Genomic DNA, 14,480 nt, shown 5'->3' with positions numbered 1-14,480 from the left:
ATCACATATTGGCCGGAAATGGACCCGGCCGTTCCAGGCTACGCGAAGGAACGCCCTCGGCGCCGCGCGCCGCCTCCCGGCACGTGCCGCGCCCCTTCGGGAGCGTGGGGAACACCGACCGGCCACGGCGGACCCGTGCCGTGCGAAGGTTCCTCACCCCGACAACGGCACGCGGCCCAAACCGCCGGAGCGTGCGGCGTCCGCTCGACGGGCTCGCCGAACAACCTCCGTACGGCGCTGCAGAACTGACGGGTCGTCGACTCGACTGACCTCCCCCCACTCCGTCGGCCGGGGCGGTCTCAAGCCCGGTACAGCGCCTCCACCTCGCTCGCGTACGCGTTCTCGATCGCCTTGCGCTTCAGCTTCAGCGAGGGGGTGAGCAGGCCGTGCTCCTCGGTGAATTGGTGTGCGAGGATCCGGAACGTGCGGATCGACTCGGCCTGCGAGACGAGGGTGTTGGCGGTGACCACCGCCCGCCGTACCTCGGTCTCAAGCTCCGGATCGCGCACCAGCTCGGCCGGTTCCGGCTTCGGTTTGCCGTGCATCTGCAGCCAGTGCTCGACCGCTTCCCCGTCCAGGGTGACCAGGGCGGCGATGTACGGGCGGTCGTTGCCGACGACGATGCACTGGGCTACCAGCGGATGGTCACGCACCCGCTCCTCCAGGATCGCGGGCGAGACGCTCTTGCCGCCCGAGGTCACCAGGATCTCCTTCTTGCGCCCGGTGATGGTGAGATAGCCGTCCTCGTCGAGGGAGCCCAGGTCACCGGTGGCGAGCCAGCCGTCGTGCAGGGCCTCGTCGGTGGCCTTGGGGTTGTTGAGGTAGCCCTGGAAGACATTGGGGCCGCGCAGCCAGATCTCGCCGTCGTCCGCGATGTGCACGGTCATGCCCGGGATGGGCTGGCCGACGGTGCCGTACCGGGTGCGCTCCGGCGGGTTGGCGGTCGCTGCCGCCGTGCACTCCGTCAGGCCGTACCCCTCGAAGATGTGGACGCCCGCGCCCGCGAAGAACAGACCGAGCCGACGGTCCATCGCCGAGCCCCCGGACATCGCGTACTTGATCCGGCCGCCCATGGCCTCGCGGATCTTGCCGTAGACGACCTTGTCGAAGAACTGGTGCTGCATCCTCAGCCCCGCCGACGGGCCGGGCCCGATGCCCCAGGCCTTCGCCTCCATCGCGTCCGCGTACTTCACGGCGACCTCGACGGCCTTCTCGAACGGCCCGGACCGGCCCTCCCGTTCGGCCTTGCGCCGGCTCGCGTTGAAGACCTTCTCGAAGATGTACGGCACCGAGAGGAAGAACGTCGGCTTGAAGGCGGCGAGATCGGGCAGCAGGACGGCGGCGCTGAGCTGTGGCTGGTGACCGAACTTGACCTTGCCGCGGATGCCGGCCACCTGCACCATCCGCCCGAAGACATGGGCGAGCGGCAGGAACAGCAGCGTCGCCGCCTCGTCGCCCTTGCGGGACGCGAACAGCGGCGCCCAGCGCTCGATGACCGTGTCCGCCTCTACCGTGAAGTTGGCGTGCGAGATGACGCAGCCCTTGGGGCGGCCCGTCGTGCCGGACGTGTAGATGATCGTCGCGATCGACTCCGGGGTCACGGCCCGCCGGTGCCGGTGCACCACCTCGTCGTCGAGCTGTGCCCCCGACTCGTACAGCTCCCGCACCGCGCCCACGTCGAGCTGCCACAGCCGGCGCAGCTGCGGCAGGCGGTCGATGACCGTGGCGATGGTCATCGCGTGGTCCTCGTGTTCGACCATGGCGGCGGTGCACTGGGAGTCGTAGAGCATCCAGAAGACCTGCTCCGCGGAGGAGGTCGGGTAGATGGGGACGACCTGGGCGCCGATGGTCCACAGGGCGTAGTCGAAGAGGGTCCACTCGTAGCGCGTACGGCACATGATGGCGACCCGGTCGCCGAACCGGATGCCCTGCGACAGCAGGCCCTTCGCCAGTGCGAGCACCTCGTCGCGGAACTCGCCGGAGGTCACGTCGCGCCACTCGCCCCGCTCGTCCTTGCGGCCGAGCGCGATGTGGGCCGGGTCCTCCTGGGCGTACTCGAAGACGACGTCGGCCAGGCCGCCCACCGGCGGCGCCGACGCCAACGGAGGGTTGGTGAACTCGCGCAAACCCGCTCCTCGTGGCGCTCCGCACAGCGCGTGAAAGCTACCTCACGGGGACAACGGACGGGAGGGGGCGCGGAGGGGGTGCATGGGTGCCGATTCCACGGAGCAGCGCGGAAAACCCGTGCAGACGGGGAGGTTTCCGGCGTCATTTCTGACTCCGGAGTAAGCTACGGCGGCGTAATCTCCACCGAACCCCCACGCCCCGGTCACGGTGAGCGGCCTCGTGGGGACACGGTCCGACCTGGGAAAACGCGAACATCCCTCACGTCTGTCCTCGCGATCGCCGCAACCACCGGCGTGGCGGCGCCGTCACACCCCGCGGGCGCGGCCGTGGAGCCGGTCGCCGCCGGAGAGGATGGCCGCCGCGAGGGCGTCCGCGGCGTTCGACGCGGCTGCCGGCCGCCGTCCGTGGACGAGGACGAAGTCGACCTCGCCGAGTTCCGGCAGGCCCGCGCGCTCCGGGACCCGGACCAGACCCGGGGGCACCAGGCGACGGGAATGAGCCATCACACCGAGGCCCGCGCGGGCCGCTGCGACGAGCCCGTTGAGGCTGCCGCTGGTGCAGGCGATGCGCCAGGCGCGGCCCTCGCGCTCCAGCGCCTCCAGGGCCAGGGCGCGGGTGATGCCCGGCGACGGGTAGACGATCAGCGGGACCGGACGGTCGGGGTCGAGGCGGAGCCGCTCGGCCCCGATCCAGACGAGCCTGTCCGTCCAGACGGGTTCGCCGCGCGGGTCCTCGGGGCGGCGCTTGGCCAGCACCAGGTCGAGCTTGCCCGCCGCCAGTTGCTCGTGCAGGGTGCCGGACAGCTCGACGGTCAACTCCAGGTCGACCTCGGGGTGGTCGTACCGGAAGGCCTCCAGGATCTCCGGCAGCCGGGTGAGCACGAAGTCCTCGGACGCCCCGAAGCGCAGCCGCCCGCGCAACCGGGGCCCGGTGAAGAACGCCGTCGCCTGCTCGTGCACCGCCAGCAGCCGGCGCGCGAACCCGAGCATCGCCTCGCCGTCCTCCGTCAGCTCCACGGAGTGCGTGTCACGCGAGAAGAGCTGGCGCCCGGTGGCGTCCTCCAGGCGGCGTACATGCTGGCTGACCGTGGACTGGCGCAGCCCCAGGCGCCGGGCGGCCTGCGTGAAACTCAGCGTCTGGGCCACGGCGAGGAACGTACGCAGCTGCGTGGGGTCGTACACGGTCCCCAGGGTAGGCGCTCACCGAACGGCCCGATATCACGGAACATGATGACAGTCAGAGCGGTATGCCGGATTCCCGATCAAGGTGATCGAGAGGACGATGGAGGGGCGCGTTCCGCGCCCGAACAAGATCGAAATTAGCCAGCGTCGAATCAGCCAGTCCCGAACAGTAAGTGGAGCACCGTGAAACGCCTGCAGTGGCCGACTTGGATGCCGATCGACCCGTACATCCTGCTGTTGCTGGGGACGGTGGGGCTCGCGGCGCTCCTCCCGGCGAGGGGTACGACGGCCGAGGTCGCGTCGGGCGCGTCCACGGCCGCGATCGCCTTCCTCTTCTTCCTCTACGGCGCCCGTCTCTCCACCCGGGAGGCCCTGGACGGCCTCAAGCACTGGCGGCTGCACCTCACCGTCCTGGCCTGTACGTTCGTCGTCTTCCCGCTGCTGGGCCTTGCCGCCCGCGGCCTGGAACCGGTGTTCCTCGACCACTCCCTCGCCACCGGTCTGCTCTTCCTCACCCTCGTCCCGTCGACCATCCAGTCGTCGATCGCCTTCACCTCGATGGCCCGGGGCAACGTCCCCGCCGCGATCTGCGCGGGCTCCTTCTCCTCCCTCGCGGGCATCGTCATCACCCCGCTGCTCGCGGCGAGCCTGCTGGGCGGCAGCGTCGGCGGCTTCTCCGCAGACTCGCTGCTGAAGATCGTGCTCCAGCTTCTGGCGCCTTTCCTCGCCGGACAGTTGGCCCGCCGCTGGATCGGCGGCTTCGTCACCCGGCACAAGCGGATCCTCGGTCTCGTCGACCGGGGTTCCATCCTCCTCGTCGTCTACGTCGCCTTCAGCGAGGGCATGGTGCGCGGCATATGGAGCCAGGTCAGCCCGCTGCGGCTCGGCGGACTCCTGCTCGTCGAGGCCGCACTGCTCGCGGTGATGCTGCTGCTCACCTGGTACGGAGCGAAGGCGCTGCGCTTCGACCGGGCGGACCGCGTCGCCATCCAGTTCGCCGGTTCCAAGAAGTCCCTCGCCTCCGGACTGCCCATGGCGAGCGTCCTGTTCGGCCCCGAGGCCTCCCTCGCCGTGCTGCCGCTGATGCTGTTCCACCAGATGCAGCTGATGGTCTGCGCCGTCATCGCCAAGCGCCGCGCGAAGGACCCGGTGGAGCCGGCGGTCACGGAACGGCGAGACGAAGCGATACGAACCGCGGTCGGTACAGGGACACGTTCCGCGTGATGCTCAGCTGCGCCGCCGACGCGTCGGCAGCCAGCCAGTTCACGTCGTAACTGAGGACCAGCCGGCCGTCGTCGACCGCCTCGTGCGCCTGCGGGTTGTACGCCGCGACCCCGCCGCCCGGCAACGGCGGACTGAACCCCCCGGTGGGCCCGTGCCAGGGCCCGGTGGGGGAGCAGGCCCAGTACGCGGTGACGGTCGTCAGCCCCTCGGTCCCGGCGGCCATGGTGAACAGCACATACGTACGCCCGTCCCGTACGACGGTGAAGGCGCTGCCCACCCCCTTGTCCGCACCGTTCCCGAGCACCGCCGCCGGCCGCCCCCGCACCGCCCACCGCTCGCCGTCCCAGTACTCCCACGCCCCGGGCTCCCCGAGCCGACCGCGCGGCACCCGGGCCACATACGCCTGCGACGTCGGCCGTGAGGCGGCCTGGGCGTCCGTGCCGCCGAAGACGTACGTCCAGTCGCCCGCGTCCACGGCCGTCGTACCGAACAGCACCCGCCGGGCCGGATCGGGGACCGAGGACTGGTCCAGCACCTGCGTGACACCCTCCGGCCGCAGATCGGGCAGCGACAGGGTGGCCACCTCGGTCGCCGTCGGCACCCCGTAGATCCACGGCGACCGGCCCGCCGTACGCGTCCACAACAGCACCCGTACGACCTTCTCGTCCGAGCCGGGGGAGCGGGGCTCGACCCGGGCGGCCACCGGCCAGCGCCACTGCTGCGGGGCCGGGTCGGGGAAGACGGGGGCCGGGAGCGTGGACTCCAGGCGGCCGGAACGGGACATCACCACCGCCGAGTTGCGCACCAGGGGTGTCGAGACGTCCCGCCACGCCACCGACTCTCCGGCCGGGTTGGGAGGGGGGTGCACCTGGCCGAGGTAGGTGTCGGAGAACAGCCACAGGACGCGCCCGTCCGGAAGCCGCACCGAATGGGTGCCGTCGCCGCCGGTCCAGTCGTCGGTGCGGGTCGCGTCGTCGCCGTAGCGGGTGAACTCGCCGGTCAGGGAGTCGTCAGGGTCCCAGTCCCGGACCGTACGGGCCGTGCAGGTACGGCCGCCCTCCCGGTCGTCGTCCGGGAGGGCGGTGAGCAGCACGGCGGCGAGGGCCAGGACCAGTGCCAGGATCAGGACCGGCCCGGCCCCCGTGCGCTGTCGTGGTCCTGCGTCGTCGGGCACGGAGGGGACGTTAGTTGCCCGGGTCCACCCGGTCCATGGGCAGCCACAGGATCGAGCCGCGAACTCTGTACGTCGGCGTGCGGGTGGTGGGTGGACCCGGCGACGAGACGGCTGGACCAACGACGCGTACCCGGCGGTTCGACCGGCGGTTCAACAGGCGGAGCCGACCGGCGGAGCCCCGTGGCGCAGGGGGCGCTCCCCGCCGACGGGGCCCCGCCGCCGTGTATCGCGGGGGCGCCGCTCAGCCCTGGCCGGCCGCGGCCCGCAGGGCCACGCGGTGCTCGCCCGCGTACACGTTCATGGAGGCTCCCCGGAGGAAGCCGATGAGGGTCAGCCCGGTCTCCGCCGCCAGGTCGACCGCGAGCGACGACGGCGCCGACACCGCCGCCAGCACCGGCATCCCCGCCATCACCGCCTTCTGCGCCAGTTCGAAGGAGGCCCGCCCCGACACCAGCAACACCGCCCGGGACAGCGGCAGCGACCCGCTCTGCAGGGCCCGCCCCACCAGCTTGTCCACCGCGTTGTGCCGCCCCACGTCCTCCCGTACGTCCAGCAGCTCGCCGTCCTCGCCGAACAGGGCCGCCGCGTGCAGGCCCCCGGTCCGGTCGAAGACCCGCTGCGCCGCGCGGAGCCGGTCGGGGAGGCTCGCGAGGAGTTCGGGGTCGAGCCGGACCGGGGGAGCGTCACCCCCGTGCGTGTCGTCGACGGGCCAGCGGGCCGTCGTACGGACGGCGTCCAGCGAGGCCTTGCCGCACAGCCCGCAGGACGAGGTCGTGTACACGTTCCGTTCGAGCGTGATGTCCGGGATGGCCACCCCCGGCGCGGTCTGCACGTCCACCACGTTGTAGGTGTTCGAGCCGTCCGCCGTCGCCCCTGCGCAGTAGACGATGTTCCGCAGGTCCGACCGCTCCGCCAGCACCCCCTCGCTCACCAGGAACCCCGCCGCCAGGGCGAAGTCGTCGCCCGGGGTGCGCATGGTGATCGCGAGCGGCTTGCCGTTCAGCCGGATCTCCAGCGGTTCCTCGGCGACGAGCGTGTCCGGGCGCGTGGAGACCGCGCCGTCCCGGATGCGGATCACCTTGCGTCGTTCCGTGACTCGTCCCATGTCGTGCCTCAGTCCCGGTTCTGTACGTGCTGGTAGCCGAAGCGGCCCTTGATGCAGAGGTTGCCGTGGGTCACCGGGTTGTCGTGCGGCGAGGTGACCTTCACGATGTCATTGTCCTGCACATGGAGTGTGAGGTTGCAGCCCACACCGCAGTACGCGCACACCGTGGTCGTCTCCGTCTGCGCCGACTCGTCCCAGGTACCCGCCGCACGCATGTCGAACTCCGACTTGAAGGACAGCGCGCCCGTCGGGCAGACCTCGATGCAGTTCCCGCAGTACACACACGCCGAGTCGGTGAGCGGGGCGTCGTGCTCCACGGCGATGCGCGCGTCGAAGCCACGCCCGGCGACCGAGATCGCGAACGTGTTCTGCCACTGGTTCCCACAGGCGTCCACGCACTTGTAACAGAGGATGCACTTGTCGTAGTCCCGTACGTACAGTTCGTTGTCGATCCTGGGTTCCTCGTCGAGCCGGGCCGCGTCCGGGCCGAAGCGGTCCGGTTTCGCCTCGTACTCCTTGATCCATCCGGCGACCTTCGGCGTGGTGGAGAGGTCCACCGAGGAGGCAAGCAGTTCGAGGACGACCTTGCGGCTGTGCCGGGCGCGCTCGGTGTCCGTGCGCACCTCCATACCGGGCTCGGCCTTGCGGGAGCAGGCCGGGACGAGGGTCCTGGCGCCCTCGACCTCCACGACACAGACCCGGCAGGCGTTCTTGGGAGTGAGCGTGTCGCCCTCGCACAGGGTGGGCACGTCCTTGCCGGCCGCCCGGCAGGCGTCCAGGATCGTCGAGCCCTCAGGCGTCCGCACCGGCTCACCGTCGAGGGTGAACTCCAGCAGACGACGCGGCACTCCCAGCGGGATCACGGTCATTCGTACGCCCCCAAGCGGTCGATGGCGGATTCCACGGCGTTCCAGGCGGTCTGCCCGAGACCGCAGATCGAGGCGTCCCGCATCGCGCGGCCGACCTCCCTGAGCAGAGCGATGTCACCGGCGGCGTCCGCCCCGGTCCGCGCGACGATCCGGTGCAGCGCCTCCTCCTGCCGTACGGTCCCGACCCGGCACGGCACGCACTGCCCGCAGGACTCGTCCCGGAAGAACTCCGCGATCCGCAGCAGCAGCCGGGGCAGCGGAACCGTGTCGTCGAAGGCCATCACGACACCCGAGCCGAGTGTCGTGCCCGCCTCCCGCGTCCCTTCGAAGGTGAGCGGGATGTCCAGTTCGTCGGGCCGGACGAAGCCTCCCGCCGCCCCGCCGAGCAGGATCGCCCGCAGTCCGTCCCGCACCCCGGCGAGCGTCAGCAGGTCGCCGAGCGTCGCCCCGAACGGCAGCTCGTAGACGCCGGGCCGGTCCACGCTCCCCGACACACAGAACAGCTTCGGCCCGGTGGACCGCCCCGTCCCGATCGCCGCGTACGCCGGGGCGCCCATGGTGAGGATCGGCAGGACGTTGACGAGCGTCTCGACGTTGTTCTCCACGGTCGGCTTGCCGAAGAGGCCCTTCTCCACGGGGAACGGCGGCTTCGAACGAGGCTCGCCCCGATACCCCTCGATGGAGTTGAACAGGGCGGTCTCCTCGCCGCAGATGTAGGCGCCCGCCCCCCGGCGGATCTCGATGTCGAAGGCGTAGCCATGCCCGAGGACGTCGTCGCCGAGCAGTCCTCGGGAGCGCGCCCGGGAGATGGCGTTCTCCAGGCGGTGCAGGGCACGGGGGTACTCGCCGCGCAGATACAGGTACCCCTTGTGCGCGCCGGTCGCGTACGCGGCGATCGTCATCGCCTCGACCAGGGCGAACGGGTCCCCCTCCATGATCACGCGGTCTTTGAAGGTGCCCGGCTCGGATTCGTCGGCGTTGCAGACCAGGTAGTGGGGGTGGTCGGGCTGCGACGCCGTGGCCTGCCATTTCCGGCCCGTGGGGAAGGCGGCGCCGCCCCGTCCGACCAGGCCCGAGTCGGTGACCTCGCGGATGACTCCGGCGGGGCCCAGCTCGAAGGCCCGCCGCAGGGCCGTGTAGCCGCCGTGGGCACGGTAGTCGTCGAGGGAGGCCGGGTCGACGACGCCGACACGGCCCAGCAGGGTCAACGACGGGTCGCCGGCCTGGGGCACCGCCATCGCGGCCGGTGGCTCCTCGTCCGCCGAGTCGGGCGCGCTCGCCGCGAGGACGGCCGCCTCGACGGTCGCGGGCGCCGCCACCGCCGTACGCACCGGGTCCCCGGCCTTGACCGCGAGGGCGGCCGGTGCCCGCTCGCACAGGCCCAGGCACGGGCTCCGCTCCACGCCCACCCCGCTGCCGAGACCGAGGCGGGACTCGATCCCGGCGCAGAGGCCGGCCGCCCCGGCCGCCGCGCACGCGAGGTCCGTGCAGACGTGCAGGACGGTCGCCGGGCGCGGCTTGACCGAGAACATCGCGTAGAACGTGGCCACGCCGTACGCCTCCGCCGGTGGCACCGTCAGCCGCCGGCACAGGTAGTCGAGCGCGCCCTCACTGATCCAGCCGACCCGGTCGTTGATCGCGTGCAGCCCCGGCAACAGCAGGTCGCGGCGTTCCCGAGCCTCCCGGCCGCCCCGAGCCCACCGCAGATCAGCGGCGCGCATCTCGTCGCGGGCCGCGCCCTCCCAGGAGGATTCCGGCGGGCCGAGCAGCGCGTCGACGGCCGCCTTCTCCTCGTCCGTCGGCTTGCTGTCACCGAAGTGCAGGTCCACTTACGTCACCTCACGATGGTCGCGACGGGCAGCTTCTCGATCCGGATCGCCGACGCCTTGAACTCCGCCGTCCCCGCGATCGGGCAGTTCGCCTCGATCGTGAGCTGGTTGGTGTCCACCTCGTCGGGAAAGTGCATGGTCATGAAGGCGAGCCCCGGCCGCAGCCCGATGTCGATCCACACCGGGGCCACCACCGACCCGCGCCGCGAGGACACCTGGACCTCCTCGCCCACCACGACCCCGTAGCGCTCGGCGTCCTCCGGGCACAGCTCGATGTACTCCCCGCGCCTGAGCGGCGAGGCGTAACCACCGCTCTGCACGCCGGTGTTGTACGAGTCCAGGCGCCGCCCGGTGGTCAGCCGGATCGGGAAGTGCTCGTCCGTCAGATCCACCGGCGGGTCGTGCCGGACGATCCCGAAGGGCGCGAGCCGGCCCCGCCGCGCCGGGTCCTGGTCCCACAACCGGCCGTGCAGGTACGTGGGTTCGAGCCTGTCGGTGTCCGGGCAGGGCCACTGGATGCCCTGGTGCTCCTCCAGGCGCTCGTACGTCATCCCGTAGTGGTCCGGCGACACCGACCGCAGCTCGGTCCAGACGGCCTCGGCGTCGGCGTACTTCCACTCGTGCCCGAACCGGGATGCCAGGTCGCAGATGATGTCGATGTCATCGCGGGCCTCCCCGGGCGGGGTGACGGCCTTGCGCACGCGCTGGACCCGGCGCTCGCTGTTGGTCGTCGTGCCGTCCGTCTCCGCCCATCCGGCGGTCGTGGGCAGCACGACGTCCGCCAGCTCGGCCGTCTTCGTCAGGAAGATGTCCTGGACGACGAGGAAGTCCAGCTCCTTCATGCGCCGTACGGCCTGCTCGCTGTCGGCCTCCGACTGCGCCGGGTTCTCCCCGATGCAGTACACGGCCTTCAGCGAGCCCTCCTCCATGGCCTCGAACATCTCCGTCAGGTTCAGTCCGTAGTGCGGCTGGATGACGGTGTCCCACGCCGACTCGAACTTCAGCCGGGTGGCGGGGTCGAGGATGTCCTGGAAGCCGGGCAGCCGGTTGGGGATGGCGCCCATGTCGCCGCCGCCCTGCACGTTGTTCTGGCCGCGCAGTGGCTGCAACCCGGAGGCGTAGCGGCCCACGTGGCCGGTCAGCAGGGAGAGGTTGATCAGCGCGCGGACGTTGTCGGTGCCGTTGTGGTGCTCGGTGATGCCGAGCGTCCAGCACAGTTGGGCACGCTCGGCACGGGCGTAGGCGTGCGCCAACTGCCGGATCGCGGCGGCCGGTACGCCTGTCACCTTCTCGGCCAGCGACAGCGTCCACGGTTCGACGAGCGCCTTGTACTCCTCGAAGCCGGTGGTCGCCCGCTCGACGAACGCCATGTTGGCGAGGCCCGCGTGGATGATCTCGCGGCCGATCGCGTGTGCCATCGGGATGTCCGTGCCGACGTTCAGTCCCATCCAGCTCTCCGCCCACTCGGCCGTGGAGGTCCGCCTGGGGTCGACCGCGTACATCCGGGCGCCGTTGTGGATGCCCTTCAGCACGTGCTGGAAGAAGATCGGGTGCGCGAAGCGGGCGTTGGAGCCCCACATCACGATGACGTCGGTGTGTTCGATCTCCTCGTAGGAGGAGGTGCCGCCGCCGGAGCCGAAGGCGGCGGACAGGCCGGCGACGCTGGGCGCGTGGCACGTCCGGTTGCAGGAGTCGACGTTGTTGGTGCCCATGACCACGCGGGCGAACTTCTGCGCCACGTAGTTCATCTCGTTGGTGGCGCGGGCGCAGGAGAACATGCCGAACGCGCCGCGGTTGCGTTCGATGCCACGGGCGGCCCGGTCCAGCGCCTCCCCCCAGGTGGCCTGCCGGAAGGGTTCGTCGCGGGAGTCGCGGACGAGGGGATGGGTGAGCCGGGTGTAGGTCTTCGGGCTGCGGTCACGTTTCCTCATCGGCGGTCCCCGGCGTTCATGCGGCGGTCCCGAGCGTTCATGCGGCGCTCCTCAGGGTTCGTGCGGCGCTCTACAGGCTTCGTGCGGCGCTCTACAGGGTTCATGCCGCGCTCCTCAGCGCGAGCAGGTCCGAGATGGCGTGGACGGTGCGCAGGGTGGGCACCTCGACGCCGGTGACGTCCGCCAGTTCGACGACGGCTGCGAGGAGGACGTCGAGTTCCAGCGGCTTGCCGCGCTCCAGGTCCTGGAGGGTGGAGGTGCGGTGGTCGCCGACGCGTTCCGCGCCGGCCATCCGCCGTTCGATGGAGACGCCGACCTCGCAGCCCAGGGCCTCGGCGACGGCAAGCGTCTCGGCCATCATCGTCTCGATGACCTTGCGGGTGCCGCCGTGCAGGCACATCTGCCGCATGGTCGCGCGGGCCAGGGCACTGATCGGGTTGAACGAGATGTTGCCGAGCAGCTTGATCCAGATGTCGCCCCGGATGTCGGGCTCCACCGGACACTTCAGGCCACCCGCCACCAGCGCCTCGCTGAACGCGACACAGCGTGCCGAGACCGTACGGTCGGGCTCGCCGACGGAGAACCGGGTGCCTTCCAAGTGCCGTACGACACCGGGTCCTTCGAGCTCGGTGGCCGCGTAGACGACACAGCCGATGGCCCGTTCGGGCGCGAGCACCGCACTGACCGCGCCGCCGGGGTCCACGCTGTCGAGCCGGTGGCCGTCGTGCGGGCCGCCGTGCCGGTGGAAGTACCACCAGGGGATGCCGTTCTGGGCGGCTATCACGGCCGTGGTGTCGTGCAGCAAGGGCTCGATCAGCGGCCCGCACGCCGCGTACGAGTTGGCCTTGAGACCCAGGAAGACGAAGTCGACCGGGCCGATCTCGGCCGGGTCGTCGGTGGCGTGGGCGCGGGCGGTGAAGTCCCCGCGCGGGCTGAGCACCCGCACCCCGTCCCGCCTCATGGCCGCCAGATGCGGTCCACGGGCGACGAGGTGGGTGTCCGCGCCGGCGCGGTGGAGCGCGGCGCCGACATAGGCGCCGATCGCACCGGCGCCGAGAACTGCGACTTTCATGGTGAGGGAGCTCCGTTCGGTCGAGGGATACCGCGGAGATGACGCTGTCGAAAATGTGTCGACGAAATATTGTCTACAGTATGGAGGTGGGTGCAGCAAGGGTTCGCGCTCCGCCGGAAGCACCGTCCGTGCGGCTTCGGCTCCGGCTGCGGCTGTGGCTGCGCCTGCGGTTGCGGCTGCTGCTCGGCGCCGGCCGGTGGACGGTCCCCCGGTTCCGGGGCCGGCTGCAGTTGCACATGGGGCGACGGGGCCGCTGCCCGCGCCGATACCGCGGGCCGTCGAGGCCCAGGGTTGCGATGCGCGGTGACCGTTCGGCGCTTCGTGCGTACCGCTCATCGCATACGGTCGACGCGCCGCCTTCTCAACGCCGCTGCCACTCCCTACCGTCCGGGATCATGAGTCCCCCCGTCGCACCCCCGGGCTGGAGCCGCTGGCTCGTTCCCCCCGCCGCGCTCTCCGTCCATCTCTCCATCGGGCAGGCCTACGCCTGGAGCGTCTTCAAGCCGCCGCTCGAATCCGCGCTCGGCCTCAGCGGCACCCAGAGCGCGCTGCCCTTCCAGCTCGGCATCGTCATGCTGGGCCTGTCCGCCGCGTTCGGCGGCACCCTCGTCGAGCGCAACGGGCCGCGCTGGGCCATGACCGTGGCCTTGATCTGCTTCTCCTCCGGCTTCCTGCTCGCCTCGCTCGGCGCGGCCACCGAGCAGTACTGGCTGATCGTCTTCGGTTACGGCTTCGTCGGTGGCATCGGCCTCGGCATCGGCTACATCTCGCCCGTCTCCACCCTGATCAAGTGGTTCCCGGACCGGCCCGGCATGGCCACCGGCATCGCCATCATGGGCTTCGGCGGCGGCGCCCTCATCGCCTCCCCGTGGTCGGCCCAGATGATGGAGTCCTTCGGCGCCGACTCCTCCGGCATCGCCCTCGCCTTCCTGGTGCACGGACTGTCGTACGCCGTGTTCATGCTGCTCGGCGTCCTGCTGGTCCGGGTGCCGCGCACCGAGGACCGTGTCACTGCGGCGAGCGGGCCGAGCGTCCTGGACGGTCCGCAGGTCTCGGCCCGCGACGCCATCCGCACCCCGCAGTTCTGGTGCCTGTGGGTCATCCTCTGTATGAACGTCTCCGCGGGCATCGGCATCCTGGAGAAGGCCGCCCCCATGATCACGGACTTCTTCGCCGACTCCTCCACACCGGTCTCCGTCACCGCGGCCGCCGGCTTCGTCGCGCTGCTCTCGGCCGCCAACATGGCCGGCCGCATCACCTGGTCGTCGACGTCCGACCTGATCGGCCGCAAGAACATCTACCGCGTCTACCTCGGTGTGGGCGCGCTGATGTATCTGCTGATCGCACAGTTCGGCGACTCCTCCAAGCCGCTGTTCATCGTCTGTGCCCTGGTGATCCTCTCCTTCTACGGCGGCGGCTTCGCCACGATCCCCGCGTATCTGAAGGATCTCTTCGGCACCTACCAGGTCGGCGCGATCCACGGCCGGCTGCTCACCGCCTGGTCCACGGCCGGTGTCCTCGGACCGCTGATCGTCAACTGGATCGCGGACCGGCAGGAGGAGGCGGGCAAGTCCGGCCCGGACCTCTACGGCACCTCGTTCCTCATCATGATCGGGCTGCTGGTGATCGGCTTCGTCGCCAACGAGCTGGTCAGGCCGGTCCACCCCCGCTTCCACATCCCCGCCCCGAGGGAGGCCGCCGATGTCGTCAAGCGACAGCAGCCCGAATCCGCCTGACCGGCGGCCGTTGATCGTCTTCGCCTGGATGTGGGTGGGGGTACCGCTCGGTTATGGACTGTACGAACTCGTACGGAAGGCTACGCAATTGTTCACGGGCTGAGTGTTCGGACGGTCCGGAGGTCTGACAGAAGCCCACAACCCGGGCCGCGCTTTACTGTCGCCTCACCCGCCCTCGTACCCGTGAGTCACTGATCAGACTGGTGGATCCCGCTGACCACAGGCTACGAGG

At 70.8% G+C, this 14,480-nt stretch carries 10 protein-coding genes; 2 read left to right on the top strand and 8 right to left on the bottom strand.

Annotated features, from left to right (window positions below; all coding sequences use genetic code 11):
- Positions 1-299 precede the first annotated feature (299 nt).
- On the bottom strand, positions 300-2,126 hold the full coding sequence (locus tag ACFY9I_RS01225) for an AMP-binding protein (RefSeq protein WP_390994904.1): 1,827 nt from the start codon (positions 2,124-2,126) through the stop codon (positions 300-302).
- A gap of 306 nt (positions 2,127-2,432) precedes the next feature.
- Entirely contained in the window at positions 2,433-3,308 is an 876-nt protein-coding gene (locus ACFY9I_RS01220) for a LysR substrate-binding domain-containing protein (RefSeq protein WP_390994901.1), read from the bottom strand.
- A 210-nt stretch (positions 3,309-3,518) separates the two neighbouring features.
- Here ACFY9I_RS01220 and ACFY9I_RS01215 point away from each other — a divergent pair, with 210 nt between their 5' ends.
- Positions 3,519-4,532, top strand: a complete 1,014-nt coding sequence (locus ACFY9I_RS01215; protein WP_390995693.1) for a bile acid:sodium symporter — start codon at positions 3,519-3,521, stop codon at positions 4,530-4,532.
- Here the strand turns inward: ACFY9I_RS01215 and ACFY9I_RS01210 are convergent.
- From ACFY9I_RS01210 to ACFY9I_RS01185, 6 genes are all read right to left on the bottom strand, one after another.
- Entirely contained in the window at positions 4,471-5,706 is a 1,236-nt protein-coding gene (locus ACFY9I_RS01210) for a hypothetical protein (RefSeq protein WP_390994899.1), read from the bottom strand. The genes ACFY9I_RS01215 and ACFY9I_RS01210 overlap by 62 nt on opposite strands.
- A gap of 241 nt (positions 5,707-5,947) precedes the next feature.
- Positions 5,948-6,811, bottom strand: coding sequence for a formate dehydrogenase accessory sulfurtransferase FdhD (gene fdhD, locus ACFY9I_RS01205; RefSeq protein ID WP_390994896.1), 864 nt, complete (start codon positions 6,809-6,811; stop codon positions 5,948-5,950).
- 8 nt (positions 6,812-6,819) lie between these two features.
- Positions 6,820-7,680: a 2Fe-2S iron-sulfur cluster-binding protein gene (locus tag ACFY9I_RS01200; RefSeq protein WP_390994894.1), complete on the bottom strand. Its 861-nt coding sequence runs from the start codon at positions 7,678-7,680 to the stop codon at positions 6,820-6,822.
- A complete protein-coding gene (locus ACFY9I_RS01195; RefSeq protein WP_390994892.1) occupies positions 7,677-9,509 on the bottom strand; it encodes an NAD(P)H-dependent oxidoreductase subunit E in 1,833 nt (610 codons plus the stop codon). The genes ACFY9I_RS01200 and ACFY9I_RS01195 overlap by 4 nt, the downstream gene beginning before the upstream one ends.
- Before the next feature lie 5 nt (positions 9,510-9,514).
- Positions 9,515-11,440: a molybdopterin-dependent oxidoreductase gene (locus tag ACFY9I_RS01190; protein WP_390994890.1), complete on the bottom strand. Its 1,926-nt coding sequence runs from the start codon at positions 11,438-11,440 to the stop codon at positions 9,515-9,517.
- Between the two features lie 100 nt (positions 11,441-11,540).
- Positions 11,541-12,512, bottom strand: a complete 972-nt coding sequence (locus ACFY9I_RS01185; protein ID WP_390994888.1) for a 2-dehydropantoate 2-reductase — start codon at positions 12,510-12,512, stop codon at positions 11,541-11,543.
- A 395-nt stretch (positions 12,513-12,907) separates the two neighbouring features.
- On the opposite strand from ACFY9I_RS01185, the gene ACFY9I_RS01180 reads away from it, so the two are divergent.
- Positions 12,908-14,248, top strand: a complete 1,341-nt coding sequence (locus tag ACFY9I_RS01180) for an MFS transporter (RefSeq protein WP_390994886.1) — start codon at positions 12,908-12,910, stop codon at positions 14,246-14,248.
- The last annotated feature ends 232 nt before the right edge of the window (positions 14,249-14,480 follow it).

It is taken from the genome of Streptomyces sp. NPDC012510, from assembly GCF_042955065.1.
Lineage (GTDB): Bacteria > Actinomycetota > Actinomycetes > Streptomycetales > Streptomycetaceae > Streptomyces.
Note: the sequence above shows the minus strand (reverse complement) of the source record. Positions and strands in the feature narration are given on the sequence as shown.

Excerpts from the sequence above, each read along its gene's own strand:
- ACFY9I_RS01215 (WP_390995693.1), top strand. The coding sequence starts at position 3,519 with ATGCCGATCGACCCGTACATCCTGCTGTTGCTGGGGACGGTGGGGCTC.
- fdhD (WP_390994896.1), bottom strand. The coding sequence starts at position 6,811 with ATGGGACGAGTCACGGAACGACGCAAGGTGATCCGCATCCGGGACGGC.
- ACFY9I_RS01200 (WP_390994894.1), bottom strand. The coding sequence starts at position 7,680 with ATGACCGTGATCCCGCTGGGAGTGCCGCGTCGTCTGCTGGAGTTCACC.
- ACFY9I_RS01190 (WP_390994890.1), bottom strand. The coding sequence starts at position 11,440 with ATGAGGAAACGTGACCGCAGCCCGAAGACCTACACCCGGCTCACCCAT.
- ACFY9I_RS01185 (WP_390994888.1), bottom strand. The coding sequence starts at position 12,512 with ATGAAAGTCGCAGTTCTCGGCGCCGGTGCGATCGGCGCCTATGTCGGC.
- ACFY9I_RS01180 (WP_390994886.1), top strand. The coding sequence starts at position 12,908 with ATGAGTCCCCCCGTCGCACCCCCGGGCTGGAGCCGCTGGCTCGTTCCC.